This window comes from Dactylosporangium sp. NPDC051484, from assembly GCF_040689395.1.
Classification (GTDB): domain Bacteria; phylum Actinomycetota; class Actinomycetes; order Mycobacteriales; family Micromonosporaceae; genus Dactylosporangium.
This window is the reverse complement of sequence record NZ_JBFAZX010000040.1, coordinates 1-17307: the sequence shown is the minus strand read 5'-3', so window position 1 is coordinate 17307 and position 17307 is coordinate 1. Positions and strand designations below refer to the sequence as shown.

Genomic DNA, 17307 nt, shown 5'->3' with positions numbered 1-17307 from the left:
GACTCAGAGGAGTCCGGCCGTTGTCATCAGCTGGGTGACCTTCTGGCTGTTGAGCTTGGACTCGTCGATCGCGGGTGCGCCGAGCTCCGACAGCGGTTTGAGGGCCGGGTTCGAGGCGACGCCCTGACCCACCGAGTACTCGAAGGCGGTGCCGTTGGCGAGGATGGTCTGGCCCTCCTTGCCGGTGATGAAGTTGACCAGCGCCTGCGCCTCGTTGGGGTGTTTGCTCGACTTGAGCACGCCGCCGCCGGAGACGCTGACGAACGCGCCGGGGTCCTGGTTGCCGAAGAAGTGCAGCTTGACGTTACTGCTGTTCTCCTTGGTCTTGGCCTGGTCGGCGTACCAGTAGTAGTGGTAGATGACGGCGCTGGCGACCGTGCCGGCGTTGACGGCCTTCATCGCGGCGCTGTTGCCGCTGAACGCCTGCCCGTTGTTCTTCAGCGCGGTCAGCCAGGCGCTGGTGGCCGCCTCGCCCTTGAGTTCGAGCATCGCGCTGACGATCGCCTGGAAGTCGGCGCCCTTGGGCGCGGCGCCGTAGCGGTTCTTCCACTTCGGGTCCTGCAGGTCCATGATCGACTTGGGCAGGTCCGACTCGGTGACCATGGTGGGGTTGTACGCGAGGACGGTCGAGCGTGCCGCGATGCCGATCCAGTTCCGGGTGGACGGCACGTAGTCGGCCGGCACCTGCGCGAGCGTCGCCGGGGCTATCGGCGCGAACAGTCCCGCGTTCTCGACCAGGGACATGGCCGGGGAGTTCTCGGTCAGGAAGACATCGGCCGGCGACGCGGAGCCCTCGGCGACGAGCTGGTTGGCCATCGTCAGGTCACTGCCCTGGCGGATCTCGACCTTGACGCCGGTCTTGGCGGTGAACGCGGCGACCCATTCCTTGGTCAGGGTGTCGTGCTGCGCGTTGTAGAGCACGAGGGTCACGCTGGGGTCGAGCGCGGCGGTGGAGCCGCCCGACGCCGCCGCTTCCGGCGCCGCACCGGATCCGCCGCCGCAGGCGGTGAGGAGTATGGCGACGACCGGCACCGTGAGCATCGCGAGCAGGCGACGACGAACGGTCTTTGCGGGGATCAACAACGGGGGCTTCCTTCGGTCGGGGGTCCAGGCTAGGCGTGTTAGGATTGCCTAACCTAGCTTTTGCACTGCCGCATGTTTCGCCAATCCCCCAAAATTGGGGGGGTACTGCCGAAGGAACCTGTCTGCGATGACGAGCCGTTGAGAACGCCGATGACACGGTCGGCATCGCTCACACAAACGGCCCGGGCCAGCAGGCGTTCCCGGGACGTGCTGGTGATCGACGATCACCGAGTGTTCACCGATGTGCTCAGCTTCGCGCTGGACGCGCAGCCCGACCTCCGCTGCGTGGCCGTGGCACACTCGGCGCGCGACGCGCTGGCGACCGCGGCGTATCGCGGCTTCGACGTGGCCATCGTGGATCTGCAACTGCCGGACGGCACCGGCCTAGACGTCGTGCGCGAGCTGCGTGCCCTGCGCCCGGACGCACAGCTGATGGTGCTGACCGGCCATCCTCGGCCCGGCCTCGCCGAACAGGCCCGCGACGCCGGTGCCGACGCGTTGCTGGCGAAGGACGATGCGCTGCGCAGCGTCCTCGACGTCATCCGCGGCACCGAACCGCCGGACGAGGCAGCCGGCGGGGCACCTGTCCCGCTCCCGCGCCTGAGCCCGCGCGAACGGGAGGTGCTGACCCTGCTGGCCACGGGCGCGCACGCCGGGCAGATCGCCGGCGAGCTGGACCTGTCGGTGCACACCGTGCGCGACTACGTCAAGGCGATCCTGTCCAAGCTCGGAGCGCACTCCCAGCTCGACGCCGTGGCCGCCGCCGACCGGCTCGGCCTGATCGTCCGCACGGACCGCTTCCGGTGAAGCGGCCATCCCGCCGGCCGACGCTACGGCGGGCGCTGCTGTGCCACGTGCTGCTCGCCGGTCTCGTGACGGTCCTCGCCGCGGCCGGCGCGGGGACCACCGCGTGGCGCACCTCGAACCAGCAGGCGGCGCGCGCCGCGCTCCAGGTTTCCGCCGCCATCGCCGACGCGGCGATCGCGAGCCTCGCGACGCACGACTTCGGCGCACCCGGCGGGTACGACCGTGCGGACGTCCTGGACCGGCTGCAACCGTTCCTACTGTCCGGGACCCTGTATCGCGTCAAGCTCTGGATCGTCGAGGGCGAACGGGCCAGGATCCTGGTGTCGGACGAGGCGCGCCTCGAGGGAACGTCACGGGACACGGACAGCGGACCGCTGCGATCGATCGGGTCGGCGGGGCAACGCACCTTCGACGTGCCCAACGACGTGGAGCACCGCTACGAAACAACCCGCCAGGACAAGTTGCTGGAGGTCTTCCTCGACTTCCGCGACGCGGCACGCAACGTCCTGAGCCTGGAGCTCTACGTACCGGCCGGTGGTGACGCCGCCGCACTCCAAGCGATGACCGACCAACTCCCGCTGCTCGTCGCCGGGGCACTGGGCATCGGACTCGCCACGCTCCCGCTCACCGTCGCCGCGAGCCGGCGCACGCGCCGCACCGCCGAGCGCTACGCGATCCTCGCCACACTGGCCGTCACGGCGTCGGACCGCGAGCGGCGTGAGCTCGCCCAGCGCCTGCACGACGGCCCTATCCAGGCCCTCTCCGCCGCCAGTGTCGTGATGTCGCTGGACACGATGACACTGCCGGGCGTACCACCGGCGGGCTCCCGCACGCTCGCGCACGACCTCGTCCGCGACAGCATCCGGCAGCTGCGAACCCTGACCGACGACGTCGTTCCCGACCCGATCCCGGCCGCGGACCTCGCCGCCCAGCTGCCCGCGTTGCTTCGCCCGGCGGTACCGGAACCGATCGCGCTCGACGTCCGCGTCGCGCACCACGATCCCGGCGCCGATCTCAACGACGACCACGCGCTCCTTGTCGCCCGCAGCGCCCGGGAACTGGTCCGCAACGCCGTGCGGCACGGCCGGCCCGCCCGTGTCAGCGTCGTCCTCGACATCGGCGACACACTGCGGCTCACGGTCGACGACAACGGCGCCGGGTTCGATCCCCGCCGCGGGCCGCAACCCGGCCACGTCGGCCTGACCCTGATCGCACAGGCCGTGGCCGACGCCGGCGGCGCCCTGTCGCTGCGCTCCAGCCCGAACGCGGGCTGCACGGCGACCGTCCAGCTGCCCCTCCCCCGCAGTCCGCACCAGGGTGCGTAACAGCCCACCTTCGACCGGGCCGGCCTGGCCGGCATCGAGGTCGTGCTGGCCGACCCGATGGCCGTGTCCGGGCTGGTCGCGGTCGTGGTGCTCAGCTTCGTCCTGTGCGCGAGCGAGTACCTGTACGCGATCGCGTTCGTCTCCCCTACCACCGGGAAGGTCGTCTCCACCGGAATCCCCACCGAGCTGATCCGGGGCGACCTCTTCTACTGGCAGTCCCTGCAGGGCGCCATCGTGTTGGCCGCGGCGCCCGTCGCGGTGGTCTTCAACCTGCTCTTCCGCCTCCACAAAAGTCACACACCCCACAGCATCAGCGCCACCGACTTCGTGGTCCGCCCGAGCCGGGCACGTCGCACCGAGGAAGTGCGCGAACTCGAACGGCGCCGGCGATATGGCAGCGCGCCGGGCGGCAAATGGGGCTGCTTGGCGCCCAGCGACGGGAGATCCCTTAACCAACCGCGCACCGGCCCACCGTCTGGTTTGAAGCGGCCGCTGTGGGGCATACGTCATTTCGGCAGCGACATGATCATGGAGGTGTGGACCTACCTCGTTCGACCATGGGTGGCCTACACAGTTTTGCGCAGCGAGCACAGCCGGCCAAATAGGCGGCGGGCGCAGGCGGGTAACCCAGTCACCCACGGCCGTGCCGCCCACGCGGGCCAAGAAGAGTGCCGATTTGACGGCGAACACGTGCAGGAACAACCCGGGGCACTGGCGGCGAGAACGGAACGCCGTGTACCACACCCGAACTCGAGATAACCGAAGTGAAGGGCCAAACTGCGATGGCTGCTTCCCAAGCGCCCGTCGCCGTCAAGCAGACGGGGAAACCAGGCCGTCCCGCCACGGATCCTGCCGGCCCGACTGGTCGCCTTGCCACCTGGGTCGCTCAGACAACGCTGGACGACGTTCCCACCTCCGTCCGCGACCGGGCCAAGCACCTAGTACTGGACGGCATCGCCTGTGCCACGGTAGGTGCGCAGCTGCCCGTCTCCCGCATCGGCGTCGAGGGGGTAACAGCGCTCGACAGCGCCGGGGATAGCGCACTGATCGGCTGGGACGGCCGGGCTACCTGCGCCACGTCGGCGGCCATGTTGAACTCCAGCTTCATCCAGGGGTTCGAGCTGGATGACTACCACCCGCTGGCCCCGCTGCACAGCAACTCGCTGATCCTCCCGGCGATGCTCGCCGCCGCCCCCCGCGTGGGCCGCGTCTCCGGCGAGCGCTTCCTGCTCGGCGCTGTCCTAGGGTACGAGACCGGCCCGCGGGTCGGGCAGGCGCTCGGCGGCCTGGACATGCTCTCGCGAGGGTGGCATTCGGGCGTGGTCTTCGGCACTATCTCTGCGGCCGCTGCCGCAGGATCGCTGTATGGGCTCGACGCGGCCGGGTTCGAGGATGCCTTCGGGATGGCGGCCACCCAATCGTGCGGGCTGATGTCAGCGATGTACGAATCGATGGTCAAGCGGATGCAGCACGGCTTCGCCTCGCGCAACGGCCTGACCGCCGCCGCGCTGGCAGCATCGGGCTACATCGGCATCAAGCGGGTGTTCGAGCGCCCCTACGGTGGTTGGCTGGCCGTCTTCGGCGAGGGCCACCGCACCTACCCCGAAGAGATCTACGCAGGTCTCGGCATCCTGTGGGAGACCGAACGGATCGCCGTGAAGGCGTACTCGTGCATGGGATTGCTGCACGCCGCGATCGACGCCGCACTCGAGCTGCGGCCCAAGGTCGACGTCGGCCAGATCCAGCGGATCGACATCGACATGTGCGAAGCCGCCTACGCGCATGGCGGGTGGAAAGCTGAGCGCCCGCTGCAGGTAATCGGCGCTCAGATGAATGTCGCATACGCGGTGGCGGTGGCCCTCCTCGATGGCGACGTGCTCGTCGACCAGTTCCGGCCGGACCGGATCAACCGCGATGACGTCTGGGCCCTGATCGACCGGACGCTCACACACCACGAAAAGGCCTACGACCACCTCCCGGCCGACGAGCGGCTCACCACCCGGGTGCGGCTGACCTGCAAGGACGGGAGCGCTCGTGCCGCCAAGGTCGTGCACCCGCGCGGTACTGGCGACCGGAACCTGACGAACGCGGATATCCGTGACAAGTATGCCAAGCTGACCCACCGCGCCATCCCTGCTGAGCGGCAGGCCGCCATCGAAAAAGCCGTCCTCGGCATCGACACCCTCGACGACGTCGCTCAGCTGACAGCCCTGCTCACACCCGCTGTGCACTCGCCGCTCGACTGAGACCCTCGGCCGGATGCGGTACCCGCGACCGCGGAGGGATTCGTCCTCCGCGTCCGCCGCTCACAGCACGCGCCCCGTCCTAGCGGTCGAGCCGCCACCGGTGCTGCGGGCGGTGTCGTGACCTGCGCTCCGGGTCGGCTATAGATCCACAACACAAGCGCTGAAAGACGGATGCCCTTGTTGAGCGGGGATGGCATACTCCCGGCCAGATCCGTAGGAATAGTCGTAGCGAAGGGCGCCCTCGTGAGTGGGCTTGGAGTCACAACAGTTGTGCGCGGGCCAGCGCGCCTGCTGGTGGTCAAGGAGAAGCAGTTCATCGAGGCCGAGGGCTGCGAGCGCGACCCGGTCCAGGTGCGGTTTTGCCCATGAACCCGGTCATCCTCGGGGGTGCCGCCGTCGTCGGCTCCCTCGCACTGTTCTTAGGCGCGTACGCCCTGATGCTCGCCGTCGCCAAGCCTCGCGGCATCGATCCGGCGCCGGCCTCGCAGGAGCGGCCCGCCGAGGCGACCCTGCTCGGTCTGGCCGCTCGCCACTACCTGGAGGGCCGGCGTCGATCACTGTGTACGCGGCCGCCGAAGGCAAGAATCTCATGGTGATGGTATCGAACGGAGTGTTCGGCGCCATGGAGTGGAAGGCCGCCCAGCGCGGAACCCCTTTGCCGAGCATCAGCGACGCCGCGCTGCCCGACGTGCTCAGCCTCGCCGCCGAACGGCGGCGGGCGTGACCGAAGAACAGTCGCTCGCCCTCAGCCACGCCGACTTCGTGCAGGTCGCGGGCCTGCTCGGCGAGCCGGTGCCCGACTATCTGGGCGCGCCGGTGGCGGCGTACACGCGCCTTCGGCGGGAGGAGGCGTTCGCGGCGTCCCGCCGGGCCCTTGTGGAGCGCGCCGTCGTGCTGCCCGGTCATCCACCCCGGATACCCCTTTCCGTGGTACGCCTTGTGCAGATCGTCTGCAGACCAGCCTTGAGTAGCGACGTGCATCGGTATCGCGAAGGGTTTTGGCAGGAGTCCATCCGGTACGCTGTCGCGGCCGACGCAGCCGTCGAGATACTGTCCGAAGAGGACGGTGTACGCCTGACACCCTTCCACAGCGACGATCTGCTGTCCCGGATTGCGGCGCGGGCCGGGATCGAGGAGCTGCCCCGCCCGGGAACCGGCACCAATGAGGCGCTCTTGCCCGACCTGACTAGCATGACGGCCGTAAGCGCGTACGCACGCGTCCCGGGCGGCCGCGCTGGCGGCGAGCTCGCGTGGGCGGCGACCAACGGATATTGGCTCATCCCGACGACGCTGACCCCGCTCGCCGGAACGCCCGGCACCGCAACCGACGACATCAAGGCGCAGCTCACCCCGGTCTCCGGCATCGAGCTGGCCGAAGCCCTGCGTACCTCGTTCACCTTCCACAACTAGGGAGACACGCCATGCCCATGATCGGTGGAGAGCTCGACCAGCTCGCTGCGCTGAAGGCCACGTTCGACCGGCAGTCCGGCATGGTCGCCGACGTGCTCAGCACGATCCGCAGCCAGCTCGGCAACACGTACTGGGAGGGTCCGGCCGCGACCCGGTTCCGCGAGTCGTGGCAGAGCGACTTCGAGCCGATGTTGCAGCGCCTCCAGCAGCAGATGGGCGAGGCGGGCGCGGAGATCGCCCGACGCCGCGACGCCCTCATGAAGGCCGGCTCCTGACCGTGGCCTTGGACGCGGCGCAGCTCGAAGCGCTGGCGCGGGTGCTGCTCAACCGCGCCGACGACGTCTATTACCTCGGCCAGCAGCTCGTCAGCAAGAGCGAGAGCGTGGACTGGCGCTGCGCGAAGGCCGACCGATTCCGCGAGGCCATGCGGGGGCGACGCACCGAGGCGACCCAACTCGCCGAGCAGCTGCGAGACCTCGGCCGCCAGCTCCGGGTGGAAGGCCAGCAGACGGCGAGCGGGTCGTGACCGAACGGATCCTGATCAACACCGACGACCTCAGGGAGTTGGCCCGGACCCTGAACGGCGCCTTGCAGCAGGTCGGCGACATACGCATGCACCTGTTGCGATCGAGTTCGATATTGGCCGATTCGCAGTACCAGCCGGCCCTGACGAGCCTCGAGCAGGCGATGGCGCGGCTCGAGGCGATCGGCAACGTGATCGCCGACGACCAGGCCAATCTCGCTCAGCAGGTCCTCGCGATCGAGGCCGACGAAGGGAATGCACCTGTAGCCCCGCCACCGCCGCCCCCACCGGCGGCACCCGCGGGCGAATCGCCCTTCCGAATCCTCGACTTCGGGTTGTGGTGGCGTCTGCGCAAGCCTGCGCCGGATCCGTGGAACGGTCCATGGGTCAACCCCGACGGCACGCTTCCCGAGCAGGCTAGCGCCGAGGCGCGGGCGGGCTTCGGCACTTCCTGGCAGGGTCGCGGCTCCTTCGGCGCCGGGGTCGTCTCCGGCTCCGGCAGCGCCAAGGGGTCCGCCAGCGGCTGGGCCTACGGGGAGGCCGACGCCGGGGTCGACAAGGACGGCACGGCCCACGCGCACGCCAAGGCCGGAGCCGGCTTCGAGGCGTCCGTCCACGCGGAAGGCAGCATCGACGCCGGGCCGGTGCACGCCAAGGGCAAGGCCGACGCGTCCGTGGCCGCGAAAGTCGAGGTCGAGGCGTCCGCGTCAATCGGACCAGACGGCGTCAAGGCTTCGGGCAGCGCTGAAGCGTCGGCCGAGGCGAAGGCGAGCGCGCAGGGCGACGTAACCGTTGACGGGGTTGGCAAGGCCACCGGCCATGCCGAAGCAGAGGCCGGTGCGCACGCGCACGGCCACGGCGAGGTCTCGGTCGGGACGGACGGCGTCTCGGCCTCGGCCGGGCTTGGCGCCGAGGCGGGCGCGTCCGCCGGAGTGGGTGCCACCATCGGTGGCAGCGCCGGGAACGCGAAGGCCGGCGTCTCGGGGAAGGTCGGCATCGGGATCGAGGTGCACGGCGGCGGGACGGTGTCGTGGGACAAGGTCGGGTTCAACTTCGACGTCGGTGCCGCGCTCGGCATCGGCGCCGGGTTCTCCCTCGACCTGTCGATCTCGCCCAAGGAGATCTTCGGCGCCATCGGCGATGCCATCACCGACCCGATCGGGACGATCGAAGGCGCCTTGGACCTGGTCGGAGACGCCGCTTCGAGCATCGCGGACGCCGCCGTCGACGTGGCGGACGCGGTGTCGGACTTCTTCGACCCGCCTGGCCTGAGCGACTCGCTCCTCGACGGGGCGGGCCTCGGCGACGCGGCCGGGGCCTTGGGTGACGCCGCCGACGCGGCTGGGGTCAGCGCCAGCGCAGGGATTGATCCGGCAGGCGGGGTAACCGCTGGGGTCAGCGCGAGTGCCGGATTCGAACCCGGCTCCGGCGGCGCTAGCGTGGGCGTCAGCGCCAGTGCCGGATTCGAACCCGGCTCCGGCGGCGCTAGCGTGGGCGTCAGCGCCAGTGCCGGATACGAACCCGACTCCGGCGCTCGCGATACGGCGCAGCGGGCGCTGGAGAGCGTACTGGGGCAGCCCAGTGCCGACCATTCGGCTGCGTTGGCCGCCGCCACCTCGCCCGACCAAGCCGCTAGCGAGTCGCTCACCGCGGCTGCTCGCTTTCTCGCAGGAAACCCGGTCGGAGGACCGCCATGGAACTGACCTATCCGAGCCTATTGTCACCGGCTCCGCCGGCTTTCCGGCTGAGTCTGCCGGAAAGCTGGCAGGAACGTGCGCACGCGTCAGCGTCGGCGTTCGCGGTCGACACGCATTCCCCCGCCGATTTCACCGTCAATCTCGTGGTGCTGAGTTCGCGTGTACTGACGGAGGCGTCGCTGGACGAGCTGTTCGAGGCCGCCGCCGAGTCGAACAAGACGAATATGCTCGAACCGCAGCTGCACGGGCGGCGGCACGAGACCATCGACGGGCGCGACGCGGTCTTGTCGGCGGTTACGTTCCGCAGCGAGAAGCTACCGTTCCCGCTGTTCCAGACACAGGCGGCGCTGCTGGTCGGCCAGGGCACTAAGCATCTCCTGCACTGCTACTCGACCTGCCCCGCCGCTTTCGCCGACGACTACGCGGTGACGTTCCGGGCGATCTTCGCCTCCCTCCACGTCACTGTCTGATCCATCTGAGCCGTTGGCCCGGAGGAGGTTTGCCGGGCCAACGGCTCAGATGCTGACCTGGACGTAGTCGATGTCGCCCCGACGTACCAGGTAGGCACGGCCGGGCGGGAAACGGCGGCTGGCCTTCTGCGGCAGGCGCATGCCGAACAGTTCCCCGTCCACGTCCACCTCGGGCCGCAGCAGCACGCCGTGCTTCGCCTTGCGCAGGTCGGTCAGCCAGCCGCCGAAGGAGCGGTGCACCGAGTGGACGGCCGCCCCGGCGAGCAGGACCATGCCGGCGTCGCGGCCTCGGCGTACCAATGTGGACAGCGCCGGCGCACCCATCGAGTCGGCCATTTCCTCGCCGTCGTCGATCACCACGAGCCACGGCGTACCCGGCCCGGCGGCACGCTCGCGGACCAGGGCCTCCAGCTGCCGGGCCAGTGCGTCGCACGCGTCCAGCCCGACCGCCGTCTCGGTCCAGCCCGCCAAACCCGTCAACGGGGTACGCCGCGGAGCCAGCAGGTACGCCTCGATGCCCGGCAACCGTCCCTGGACTCCAGTGCACAGAGTGGACAGAGCCTGGGAGCGCCCGGAGCGATCGGGTCCGAAAACCGCGAACACGGGGACGTCATCGAGGTCGACGGAGACGACGGAGTGCGTCACCCCAGAAACCCCCAACGGTACGCTCAACGGTCCCGTTTCGACGGCGGCGAGCGGAACGGAGTCGGCGAGGACAGCGACCGCGGGCGGCCGGACCGAGGAAGCCCGCCGGGGAAGGGCGGCGAGAGCGGCCGCCTGCGCCGCACCCGACGCGTCCGGCCCGAGCACCGCGATCTGGACCTCGTCGCCGCCGAAGAACCCCCGACCGGGCGGCAGTTCCGTAGCTGCGACCGACATCGGCAAGCCGAGGGCGGCATACTCCTCGGCGTCGGCCATCCGCAGCACCAGCCGAGCCGAGATCGAACCGGATAATGTGGACGGAATCGCGTTGCGCCGGTCGGCTGTGATCACGAATAGTACGCCCGCCGACCGCCCGTCCGCGATCTGCCGGGCGAGCTTATCGACGAGTTCTCCCCGATCGACGTTCAGGTACGCGTTGTGGAAGGCTGCGTATCCGTCGAGGAGCACGAAGTGGAAGGGCAACCGCGTACCGGTCTTGCGCCGGTACTCCGCGAGCGACGAGGAGCCGGTCTGGCCCAGCAGTTGCTTGCGAGAAGCGATGACCCCGTCGAGCATCGCGAAGAGGCGGTCGACCCGCTCGGGCTCGTCCGCTCCCACGACACCGCCGCACTGCGGCAGGTCAGCGATCGGCCGCAGGCCACCGCTGGCGAAGTCCAGACCGTAGATGTGCACGTCGGCGGGGTCGAGGCTGCTCAGCCCGGCGGCGAGCGTACGCAGCACCTGCGTCTTGCCCGATCCCGCGGTCCCGTAGACGAGCAGGTGCCCAAGCGCCGTGAGGTCCACAAGGAACGGTTGCTGCGCCTGCTTCTCCGGCAGGTCCACAATGCCCAGTGGCACGGCGAAGTCATTGCCTCGCAAGGTGAGCACATCGTAGTGGCCGGCGAGGGCGTCGAGCCAGGGGCGCGGCTGGTCGGCGACGCCGCCCGTCTGATGCGCTGTGCGTACCGCTGAGACAAGACGCTGGAGGTCCGTGGGCTGGTCGTCGCCCCCGCCGCCAGAGCCGCGCGCGGCTGGCTGTTCCCGCAGGCCGGAACCGAGCGGCGCGATGGCGACCAGGGTCGGGCTGGCCTGGGTGCCCGCAGAGGTACGCGCGTTGGCGTAGGCGCTCTGCACGAGGCTGATGTCGCTGTGTCCGACGCGGATGTAGCCGCGACCGGGCAGGCTCTTGGGGATGCGGGCGGCGTCGGGCCGGTCGAGAACGTCGTTACTGTCGCCCTCGTCAGCTACGCGCAAGGCGATGCGCAGGTTGGTATTAGCGCGGATGTTGTCATCGATGACCCCGGCCGGGCGCTGCGTCGCGAGCATGAGGTGTACGCCGAGCGACCGTCCACGTTGGGCGATGTCCACGACGCCCGCGACGAATTCGGGCAATTCCTTCTTCAAGAAAGCAAACTCGTCGATGATGATGATCATGTTTGCGGGCGCCGAGACGGGGAACCGCTGTTCCAGCTCGATGAGGTCCTTGGCGCCGTGTTCACGCAGGACCTCCTCGCGGCGACGCAGCTCAGCATTGAGCGAGATGAGTGCCCTCCGGGCCAGATGGGCATCGAGATCCGTGAAGAAGCCCACGGTGTGCGGCAGCCCGACGCAGTCTTTGAAGGCCGCACCGCCTTTGTAGTCGACGAGGATGAAGGTCAGGCGGCTCGCCGGGTACGTGGCCGCGAGCGAGCCGATCATGCTTTGCAGCAGCTCGGACTTGCCCGCACCCGTGGTCCCGGCCGTCAGCCCGTGCGGACCGTCCCGCCGGAAGTCCACGGTGAACTGCCCACGCGGGCCGATGCCGATCGGAGCGCCGAGACCGTCGTTGCCGAAAGTCTGCCACCGTCGCGTGATCCCGGCGGCGTCCGGTTCGGGCAGACCCAACAGGTCGAGCAGGAGCACCTGTCGAGGCAGGTCTCCGGCGGCGGCCGCAGCCGAGCTGTCGGCAAGCGGGGAGAGCCTGCGCGCGATGTCGGCGGCGACCTGCGGCGCGACCCCGTCTACGACGATGTCGTCGATCGTCCGGCCCGTCACGGCGACCGTCACTGATGTCTCGTGCCCCGGTCCGGTACGCACGATCGCCCGGCACTCGCCCGGCAGGGTCTGCGCGGTCGGGGCGGTCGCGATGGCGTATACGCCGAGCTGCGGCCCGTCGGCCAGCACGCGCGACAGCGCCGAGCGTGGCACCCCGGCGTCATCGGCCACGACCAGCAGCACGTTCGGCAGCCAGGCGCCGGGGTCGCCGCGCCGCTCCAGCGTGATCCGCCGCTGCTGCACCAGGTCGTCGACCAGCTGGAGGACCGCGCGGGCGTCCTGCGGTTCGAAGGCCACCGTGCGTACACCGGGCAACCCGGCGGTCAGCGTCTCCGTGTGCGGCAGCCACCGCGTCCACGCCCACTGCTCGTTCGCGCCGAGCACGACGATCGCCAGTTCGCGCGGACTCGCCAGGATCGCGTACTGCACCACGAGCCACCGCAGCAGCGCGTCCCGCTCCGGCCCCGCGACACCCAACACCCCGACCGCGCTCAGATCAGCGTCGACCGGTGCGCCTCTGTCAATGGAGTACGCCTGAAGCAGCGCTGCCGCGCGCTCGTCCGGTTCGGCATCCCCGGGTATCCGCAGGTTCAGGAAGCTGGGCAGGTCGGCGGTACCGACGCGGACCGTCAGGAAATCCGGATCGGCCGCCCGCCGCTCCCACAACTGCGGCGAGTACCGCACTGCCCGGGCGGTCAGGTCGGCGGGGTTGGGCGCGGCGGCCAAGCGCGCCGCGCTGAGGTCGCCGTACACGCTCGCTACCCGCTCGCTCGCAGTCGCGTACTCGGCGGCGTACTGCTCGGTCGCGGCCTTGAAGTCGCGCCTGCCCGAGCGCTTGTCCTCCCAGAAGGTCGCGCCGAGCATGACCGGTCCGGCCAGCGCCATGAGCAGCATGATCGGGCTGCCCATCGCGACGGTCATGCCGACGCCGAGCACCACCGGCACGAGCGCCGCTACGAGCGGGATCTTCCGCTTTGGCGGGGTCGCCGGGGCGTTCGGTACAGTAATCTCCTGCTTCTCGATCGGTCGCTGTACACGCGGCGGCCGCGAGAAGGCGATCCGCCCATCACGGACTTTTCCTTCCGGTGTGGACGGATCTGGCCGCCGCACGGTCAACGTCGTCGCGCCGGCGGCGATCACCTGCCCCGGCTCAACTGTGACCGCGTCGTCGACGCGTACGCCGTCCACAAAGGTGCCGTTGCTGGACTTGAGGTCCGTCACGGTCACCTGACGCGAGCCCACGCCGATGTGCAGGTGCCTGCGGCTGACCTCGGAGTCGTCCAGCGCGATCTGGCAAGCCGCGTCACGTCCCACGTAGACACTCGCGCCCGCCGCCATCGGCAGGCGCCTGCCCGCCTGGGGACCGCCGGTGATCACGACCTCGAACGCGGCCTTCACGCTGCTGGCGGCGAGCCACGGTGGCGCGATGGGGCCGGTCAGCAGCAGCCGATCGCCCATGCGTACGCCCAGGTCCGCGATCGATTTCCCGGCGACCACCTCGGCGCCCGTCCGATCGAGGAACATCCGTTGCCCCACTGCGGGACCGGTGAGCGTCCGGCGTACGCCCTCTAGCAGCGTGGCAGCATCGGCCCGCCCGTCGGCGACCAGGCGAAAGTCATGCTCGACGGCCGTCGTATCCACAACGGTGAGAAGGACATCCATGGGTCACCACTTCAGGGTCTTGTCACGTGAGCCACCGTACGCGGGCCCGTTATATGCCACGACACGCAACACGGTGGCCGCACCTGGCGTGCAGTCGATCTTGAAAGGACCGTACGTGCCCGACGCGTTCAAGTTGATCTTGCGGACGCCGTCGACGAAGACGCTGACCGCGGTCGCGTTGCGAGTCTTCCAGGTCAGATCCACGTTCGCCTCGCCACCTACGCACTGAGCGTTTGAGACGGTAAAACTGGTCACGTCCGTTCCGTCTGGCCATTTGCCTTGGTAGTCCTTGAGCTGCCCAGCCGTCGACTGCGATTGCGGAACCGCGCGCAACAAGAAGGTGCCGTTGGGCGTACAGGGGAAGGCGAATGTCGCGTCGCCTTTCGCGCCGTCGAACCCGCCGAGCGAGTCCTTGGCCGTCGGGCCATATAGCTGGACGTGGTCCGCTTGCACAGCAGCCCACGAAACATCGAACTGACCCTCCCACGGACCGCCCTCAGAGTTGACCAGGCACGTGATGTTCTTGACCACGATTGAGGTCATCATCGGGCCAGTCGGCTTCGGGGTCGACGACGGCGATGATGACTGGGACGCTGCAGACGAAGGCGAAGCGCTGGCAGGGCCATCTGACGACGCCGGACTCGGTCCCGTCGAAGGCGCCGCTGCCGGCGGGGTGGACTTGCCCTTGCCGCTGGCGAAGGTCCAGGCCGCATAGGCACCGCCGCCCAGCCCGGCGATCACGAGCACGACGATCAGCACCGGCACAAGGAGCCGTCGCGGCTTGGGCTCGTCCGATCGCGGAGGCGCCGGTGGCGTCACCGGAGGCGGCGGCGGGGCGGCCATCCGCGTCGCGGAGCCGCCGGCGGGAGAACCGGCGAACGTCATGCCCGGCGTCGGCGGGAGCACCGTCGCGTCCGGTCCCTGTGGTGTGGCTGCTCCGCGTGGCGCTTCCAGTCCCAGCTGCGTTGCCTGCCCCTGGCCGGGCTGTTCGGGGAACGAGGCCAATCCAGGCATCAGCGGCACGCTTGTCGGCGTGGGCGGCAGCACCGTCGCGTCCGCTCTCGGCGCCGCGGTCCGTTCCTCCTCAGCGGAGATAGCCATAACCGGCAGGGAATCGACCTGGAGGCGCAGCTCCTGCTGCACCCCGCGTAGCGCCTCGCCCAACTCCGCCGCGGTCGTGTACCGGGCGGCGGCGTCCTTGGCCATGGCCTTGCGCAGTACGCCGAGCAGCGACTCCGGCAGGTCGTCGCGGGGCGGCGGAGCCTCGGAGTTGAGTACCTTGTCGACGAAGACGGCGAGCCCCGCCGAGCCCGAGAGGGCGAACGGCGGATGCCCCGCAAGGAGTTGATACAGCGTCGAGCCCAGGTTGTAGACATCGGAGGCGACCCCGGCGGGCTCTCCGCGCAGCACCTCCGGCGGCGCGTGATTCGGCGTGTAAGCCTGGGTGTTGCGGGTCATCGAGCGCTGGTCAGCGACGGTGGCGATCCCGAAGTCGGCGAGGGCCGGTTCGCCGAGCGGGGTGATGAGGATGTTCTCCGGCTTGATGTCGCGATGGATGACGTCGACGCGGTGCGCCGTCTCCAACGCGCCCGCGATCAGCACGCCCACGTGCAGGACATCGGCGATTGGCAGCGGACCCTCGCGGGTCACCCGGTCGGCGAGCGAACCTTGCGGGCACAGCGCCATCGTGAGGAACGGCCGTCCGTCGGCGAGGAAGCCCGAGTCGAGAATCGTGATGATGTTGGGATGTCCGGTCAGCCGCCCGGTCGCCGCGCGTTCGCGCTGCACCCTGCGGCGCAGGCCGTCGTCGTTGATCCCGATGTCGAGGATCTTCACCGCGACGCGGCGGTCGTAGTCGATTTGCCGGGCGGAGTAGACGGCCGCGAAGCCACCCCGGCCGAGCAACCGGAAGTCGCCATACCCGGGAATCCCGATGTCGCTGCTCGGTTGATTGCTCGGTTGCACGCCTCGCTCCTACTCCGGGTCGTCCTATGCCGGATCATGCTGGCTCGCAGCACAATAACTCTCAACATCCAGTCGGGCAGACATCAGGGCTCAAGCGGTCTAAGAGATCGCAGACAATCAACGGATGCGGCTCTTGCGAGGGTATCTAGACCCGACACTTGACCTGGGCTTTCGGTCCGTCCTGGGATGGCAGGTGGGCTCCTTCACGCTACGTTCGTGGATGTCTAGTACGAAAACCACAGCAACCCGGGCGCGCAGCAGCGGTCCCGCGTAGCGCAGCGGAGCGGGACGGGTCAGTTCGCTGACGGATCGTGTCGGTTACGCGGCGTTGGGCAGGGTGGCGGTGACGTCGAAGCCGAGCGCCTGGAGTTGGCGGATGTGGTGCCGGGCTCGGCGTTCGGGGTTGATGCGAGTGTCGTAGAACGTGACGCCGAGGTCCTGATAGCTGGCTTCGGGGTTGGACAGCAGGTGCCAGATGATGACGAGCGCGGAGCGGCCGACCACGACGATGGCCCGTTGCGGGCCGCGCCGTCGGCGAATGCGCCGGAACCGTTCGCCGAGGAACGTCTCTGTCCGACCGGCGCTGGCAGCGACGCGGCCGATGCCGGGGATCTGCTCAAGCCTCGCCGCCGTGTGGGCAAAAGGGGCGAGGTGGACCTCGATCTGGGCGTCCACGTCGTCGATGTCGGTCTGGATGGCGTCGATGCGGGCGAGCATTTTGCGCGGGCCGTACGCAATGCGGTCGGGGCGTGGCCACGTACTGGTCGGCCGCGGTCGGTGTGGCGCCGGCCAGACGGGTCACCGACGATTCACCTTGCCGCAGCGTCCACAAGATCTTGATACGGACCGGGGCTGCTGGGCGGCCGCAAGTCTCGGCTGCGAACGGGACCTGCGCCTTGGTGGGCATCTGTGAAGTGCGGTAGTGGGTATGCGCCAACATCGGCCCGCAGCACTGCGACCTAACTATTATTTGCGCAAAGATGCAAATATTGGCACATGCACAGTGGCCCTTGCCGGAATGCCTGGAGGAGATGGCGGGGCATGCGTAGCTGTGACCCCCCTCCAGTCCTCGCCCCCGGCCGCGACGCGCCGCCTGACCTCCGGCGCACCACCGGGGACACCCCTCGACCCGACGTATCTGCGCCCACTACCGCGGCGTCATGTCGCCATGTTGTGTGCTGGCCGGGCCATGCCGCCCGATTTTCGCCGCCTCCGGGTACCCAATGCTTGGATCTTCCCCGTAGGGGGCTGTACATGAAGCGGTGCGGGCTGTCGGCCGTGGTCCCGCTTGCGGCCCACCCCCGTGATGGCCCGGGCGCCGCTGTACTCCTACCTGAGATCCGCCAGAGCCTAGTGTCTCGTGATCCTGCTGTCGTTACTTCGAGTTGTTGTCGACGAGTTGCTTGATGCTGGTCTGGACCCAGCGGACCTTGGCGAGGATCT

15 protein-coding genes are annotated in these 17307 nt (G+C 69.3%); 11 read left to right on the top strand and 4 right to left on the bottom strand.

The window, feature by feature from the left end:
• Positions 1-3 precede the first annotated feature (3 nt).
• Positions 4-1083: an iron ABC transporter substrate-binding protein gene (locus AB0367_RS35145; RefSeq protein ID WP_366230826.1), complete on the bottom strand. Its 1080-nt coding sequence runs from the start codon at positions 1081-1083 to the stop codon at positions 4-6.
• Between the two features lie 72 nt (positions 1084-1155).
• Between AB0367_RS35145 and AB0367_RS35140 the strand changes: the two genes are divergently transcribed.
• The 11 genes from AB0367_RS35140 (at position 1156) to AB0367_RS35090 (ending at position 9561) form a co-directional block, all read left to right on the top strand.
• Positions 1156-1890: a response regulator transcription factor gene (locus AB0367_RS35140; RefSeq protein WP_366230825.1), complete on the top strand. Its 735-nt coding sequence runs from the start codon at positions 1156-1158 to the stop codon at positions 1888-1890.
• Positions 1887-3215: an ATP-binding protein gene (locus tag AB0367_RS35135; RefSeq protein ID WP_366230824.1), complete on the top strand. Its 1329-nt coding sequence runs from the start codon at positions 1887-1889 to the stop codon at positions 3213-3215. The genes AB0367_RS35140 and AB0367_RS35135 overlap by 4 nt, the downstream gene beginning before the upstream one ends.
• Positions 3216-3257: 42 nt before the next feature.
• A complete protein-coding gene (locus tag AB0367_RS35130) occupies positions 3258-3974 on the top strand; it encodes a hypothetical protein (RefSeq protein WP_366230823.1) in 717 nt (238 codons plus the stop codon).
• A 5-nt stretch (positions 3975-3979) separates the two neighbouring features.
• On the top strand, positions 3980-5461 hold the full coding sequence (locus AB0367_RS35125) for an MmgE/PrpD family protein (protein WP_366230821.1): 1482 nt from the start codon (positions 3980-3982) through the stop codon (positions 5459-5461).
• Positions 5462-5826: 365 nt separating this feature from the next.
• The gene (locus tag AB0367_RS35120; protein WP_366230820.1) at positions 5827-6057 is read left to right on the top strand and encodes a hypothetical protein; all 231 of its coding nucleotides are present in this window, start codon (positions 5827-5829) and stop codon (positions 6055-6057) included.
• Positions 6054-6185, top strand: coding sequence for a hypothetical protein (locus tag AB0367_RS35115; RefSeq protein WP_366230819.1), 132 nt, complete (start codon positions 6054-6056; stop codon positions 6183-6185). Before AB0367_RS35120 ends, AB0367_RS35115 begins: the two co-directional genes overlap by 4 nt.
• On the top strand, positions 6182-6871 hold the full coding sequence (locus AB0367_RS35110) for a hypothetical protein (protein ID WP_366230818.1): 690 nt from the start codon (positions 6182-6184) through the stop codon (positions 6869-6871). Before AB0367_RS35115 ends, AB0367_RS35110 begins: the two co-directional genes overlap by 4 nt.
• A gap of 11 nt (positions 6872-6882) precedes the next feature.
• Positions 6883-7146: a WXG100 family type VII secretion target gene (locus AB0367_RS35105; RefSeq protein ID WP_366230817.1), complete on the top strand. Its 264-nt coding sequence runs from the start codon at positions 6883-6885 to the stop codon at positions 7144-7146.
• A 2-nt stretch (positions 7147-7148) separates the two neighbouring features.
• Positions 7149-7397, top strand: coding sequence for a hypothetical protein (locus AB0367_RS35100; protein WP_366230816.1), 249 nt, complete (start codon positions 7149-7151; stop codon positions 7395-7397).
• Positions 7394-9097: a hypothetical protein gene (locus AB0367_RS35095; protein ID WP_366230815.1), complete on the top strand. Its 1704-nt coding sequence runs from the start codon at positions 7394-7396 to the stop codon at positions 9095-9097. The genes AB0367_RS35100 and AB0367_RS35095 overlap by 4 nt, the downstream gene beginning before the upstream one ends.
• Entirely contained in the window at positions 9088-9561 is a 474-nt protein-coding gene (locus AB0367_RS35090; protein ID WP_366230814.1) for a DcrB-related protein, read from the top strand. The genes AB0367_RS35095 and AB0367_RS35090 overlap by 10 nt, the downstream gene beginning before the upstream one ends.
• Before the next feature lie 45 nt (positions 9562-9606).
• Here AB0367_RS35090 and AB0367_RS35085 read toward each other — a convergent pair whose 3' ends face one another.
• From AB0367_RS35085 to AB0367_RS35075, 3 genes are all read right to left on the bottom strand, one after another.
• Positions 9607-13899: an FtsK/SpoIIIE domain-containing protein gene (locus tag AB0367_RS35085; protein WP_366230812.1), complete on the bottom strand. Its 4293-nt coding sequence runs from the start codon at positions 13897-13899 to the stop codon at positions 9607-9609.
• Between the two features lie 3 nt (positions 13900-13902).
• Positions 13903-15864 carry a protein kinase gene (locus tag AB0367_RS35080; protein WP_366230811.1) on the bottom strand — a complete coding sequence of 654 codons (1962 nt, stop codon included), beginning with the start codon at positions 15862-15864 and terminating at the stop codon, positions 13903-13905.
• Positions 15865-16182: 318 nt separating this feature from the next.
• Positions 16183-16581, bottom strand: a complete 399-nt coding sequence (locus AB0367_RS35075) for a hypothetical protein (protein WP_366230810.1) — start codon at positions 16579-16581, stop codon at positions 16183-16185.
• Between the last annotated feature and the right edge of the window lie 726 nt (positions 16582-17307).

Bases quoted from the DNA above. Each gene is read 5' to 3' on its own strand.
- AB0367_RS35075 (WP_366230810.1), bottom strand. From the start codon at position 16,581: ATGCTCGCCCGCATCGACGCCATCCAGACCGACATCGACGACGTGGAC.
- AB0367_RS35120 (WP_366230820.1), top strand. From the start codon at position 5,827: ATGAACCCGGTCATCCTCGGGGGTGCCGCCGTCGTCGGCTCCCTCGCA.
- AB0367_RS35105 (WP_366230817.1), top strand. From the start codon at position 6,883: ATGCCCATGATCGGTGGAGAGCTCGACCAGCTCGCTGCGCTGAAGGCC.
- AB0367_RS35140 (WP_366230825.1), top strand. From the start codon at position 1,156: ATGTTTCGCCAATCCCCCAAAATTGGGGGGGTACTGCCGAAGGAACCT.
- AB0367_RS35085 (WP_366230812.1), bottom strand. From the start codon at position 13,899: ATGGATGTCCTTCTCACCGTTGTGGATACGACGGCCGTCGAGCATGAC.
- AB0367_RS35090 (WP_366230814.1), top strand. From the start codon at position 9,088: ATGGAACTGACCTATCCGAGCCTATTGTCACCGGCTCCGCCGGCTTTC.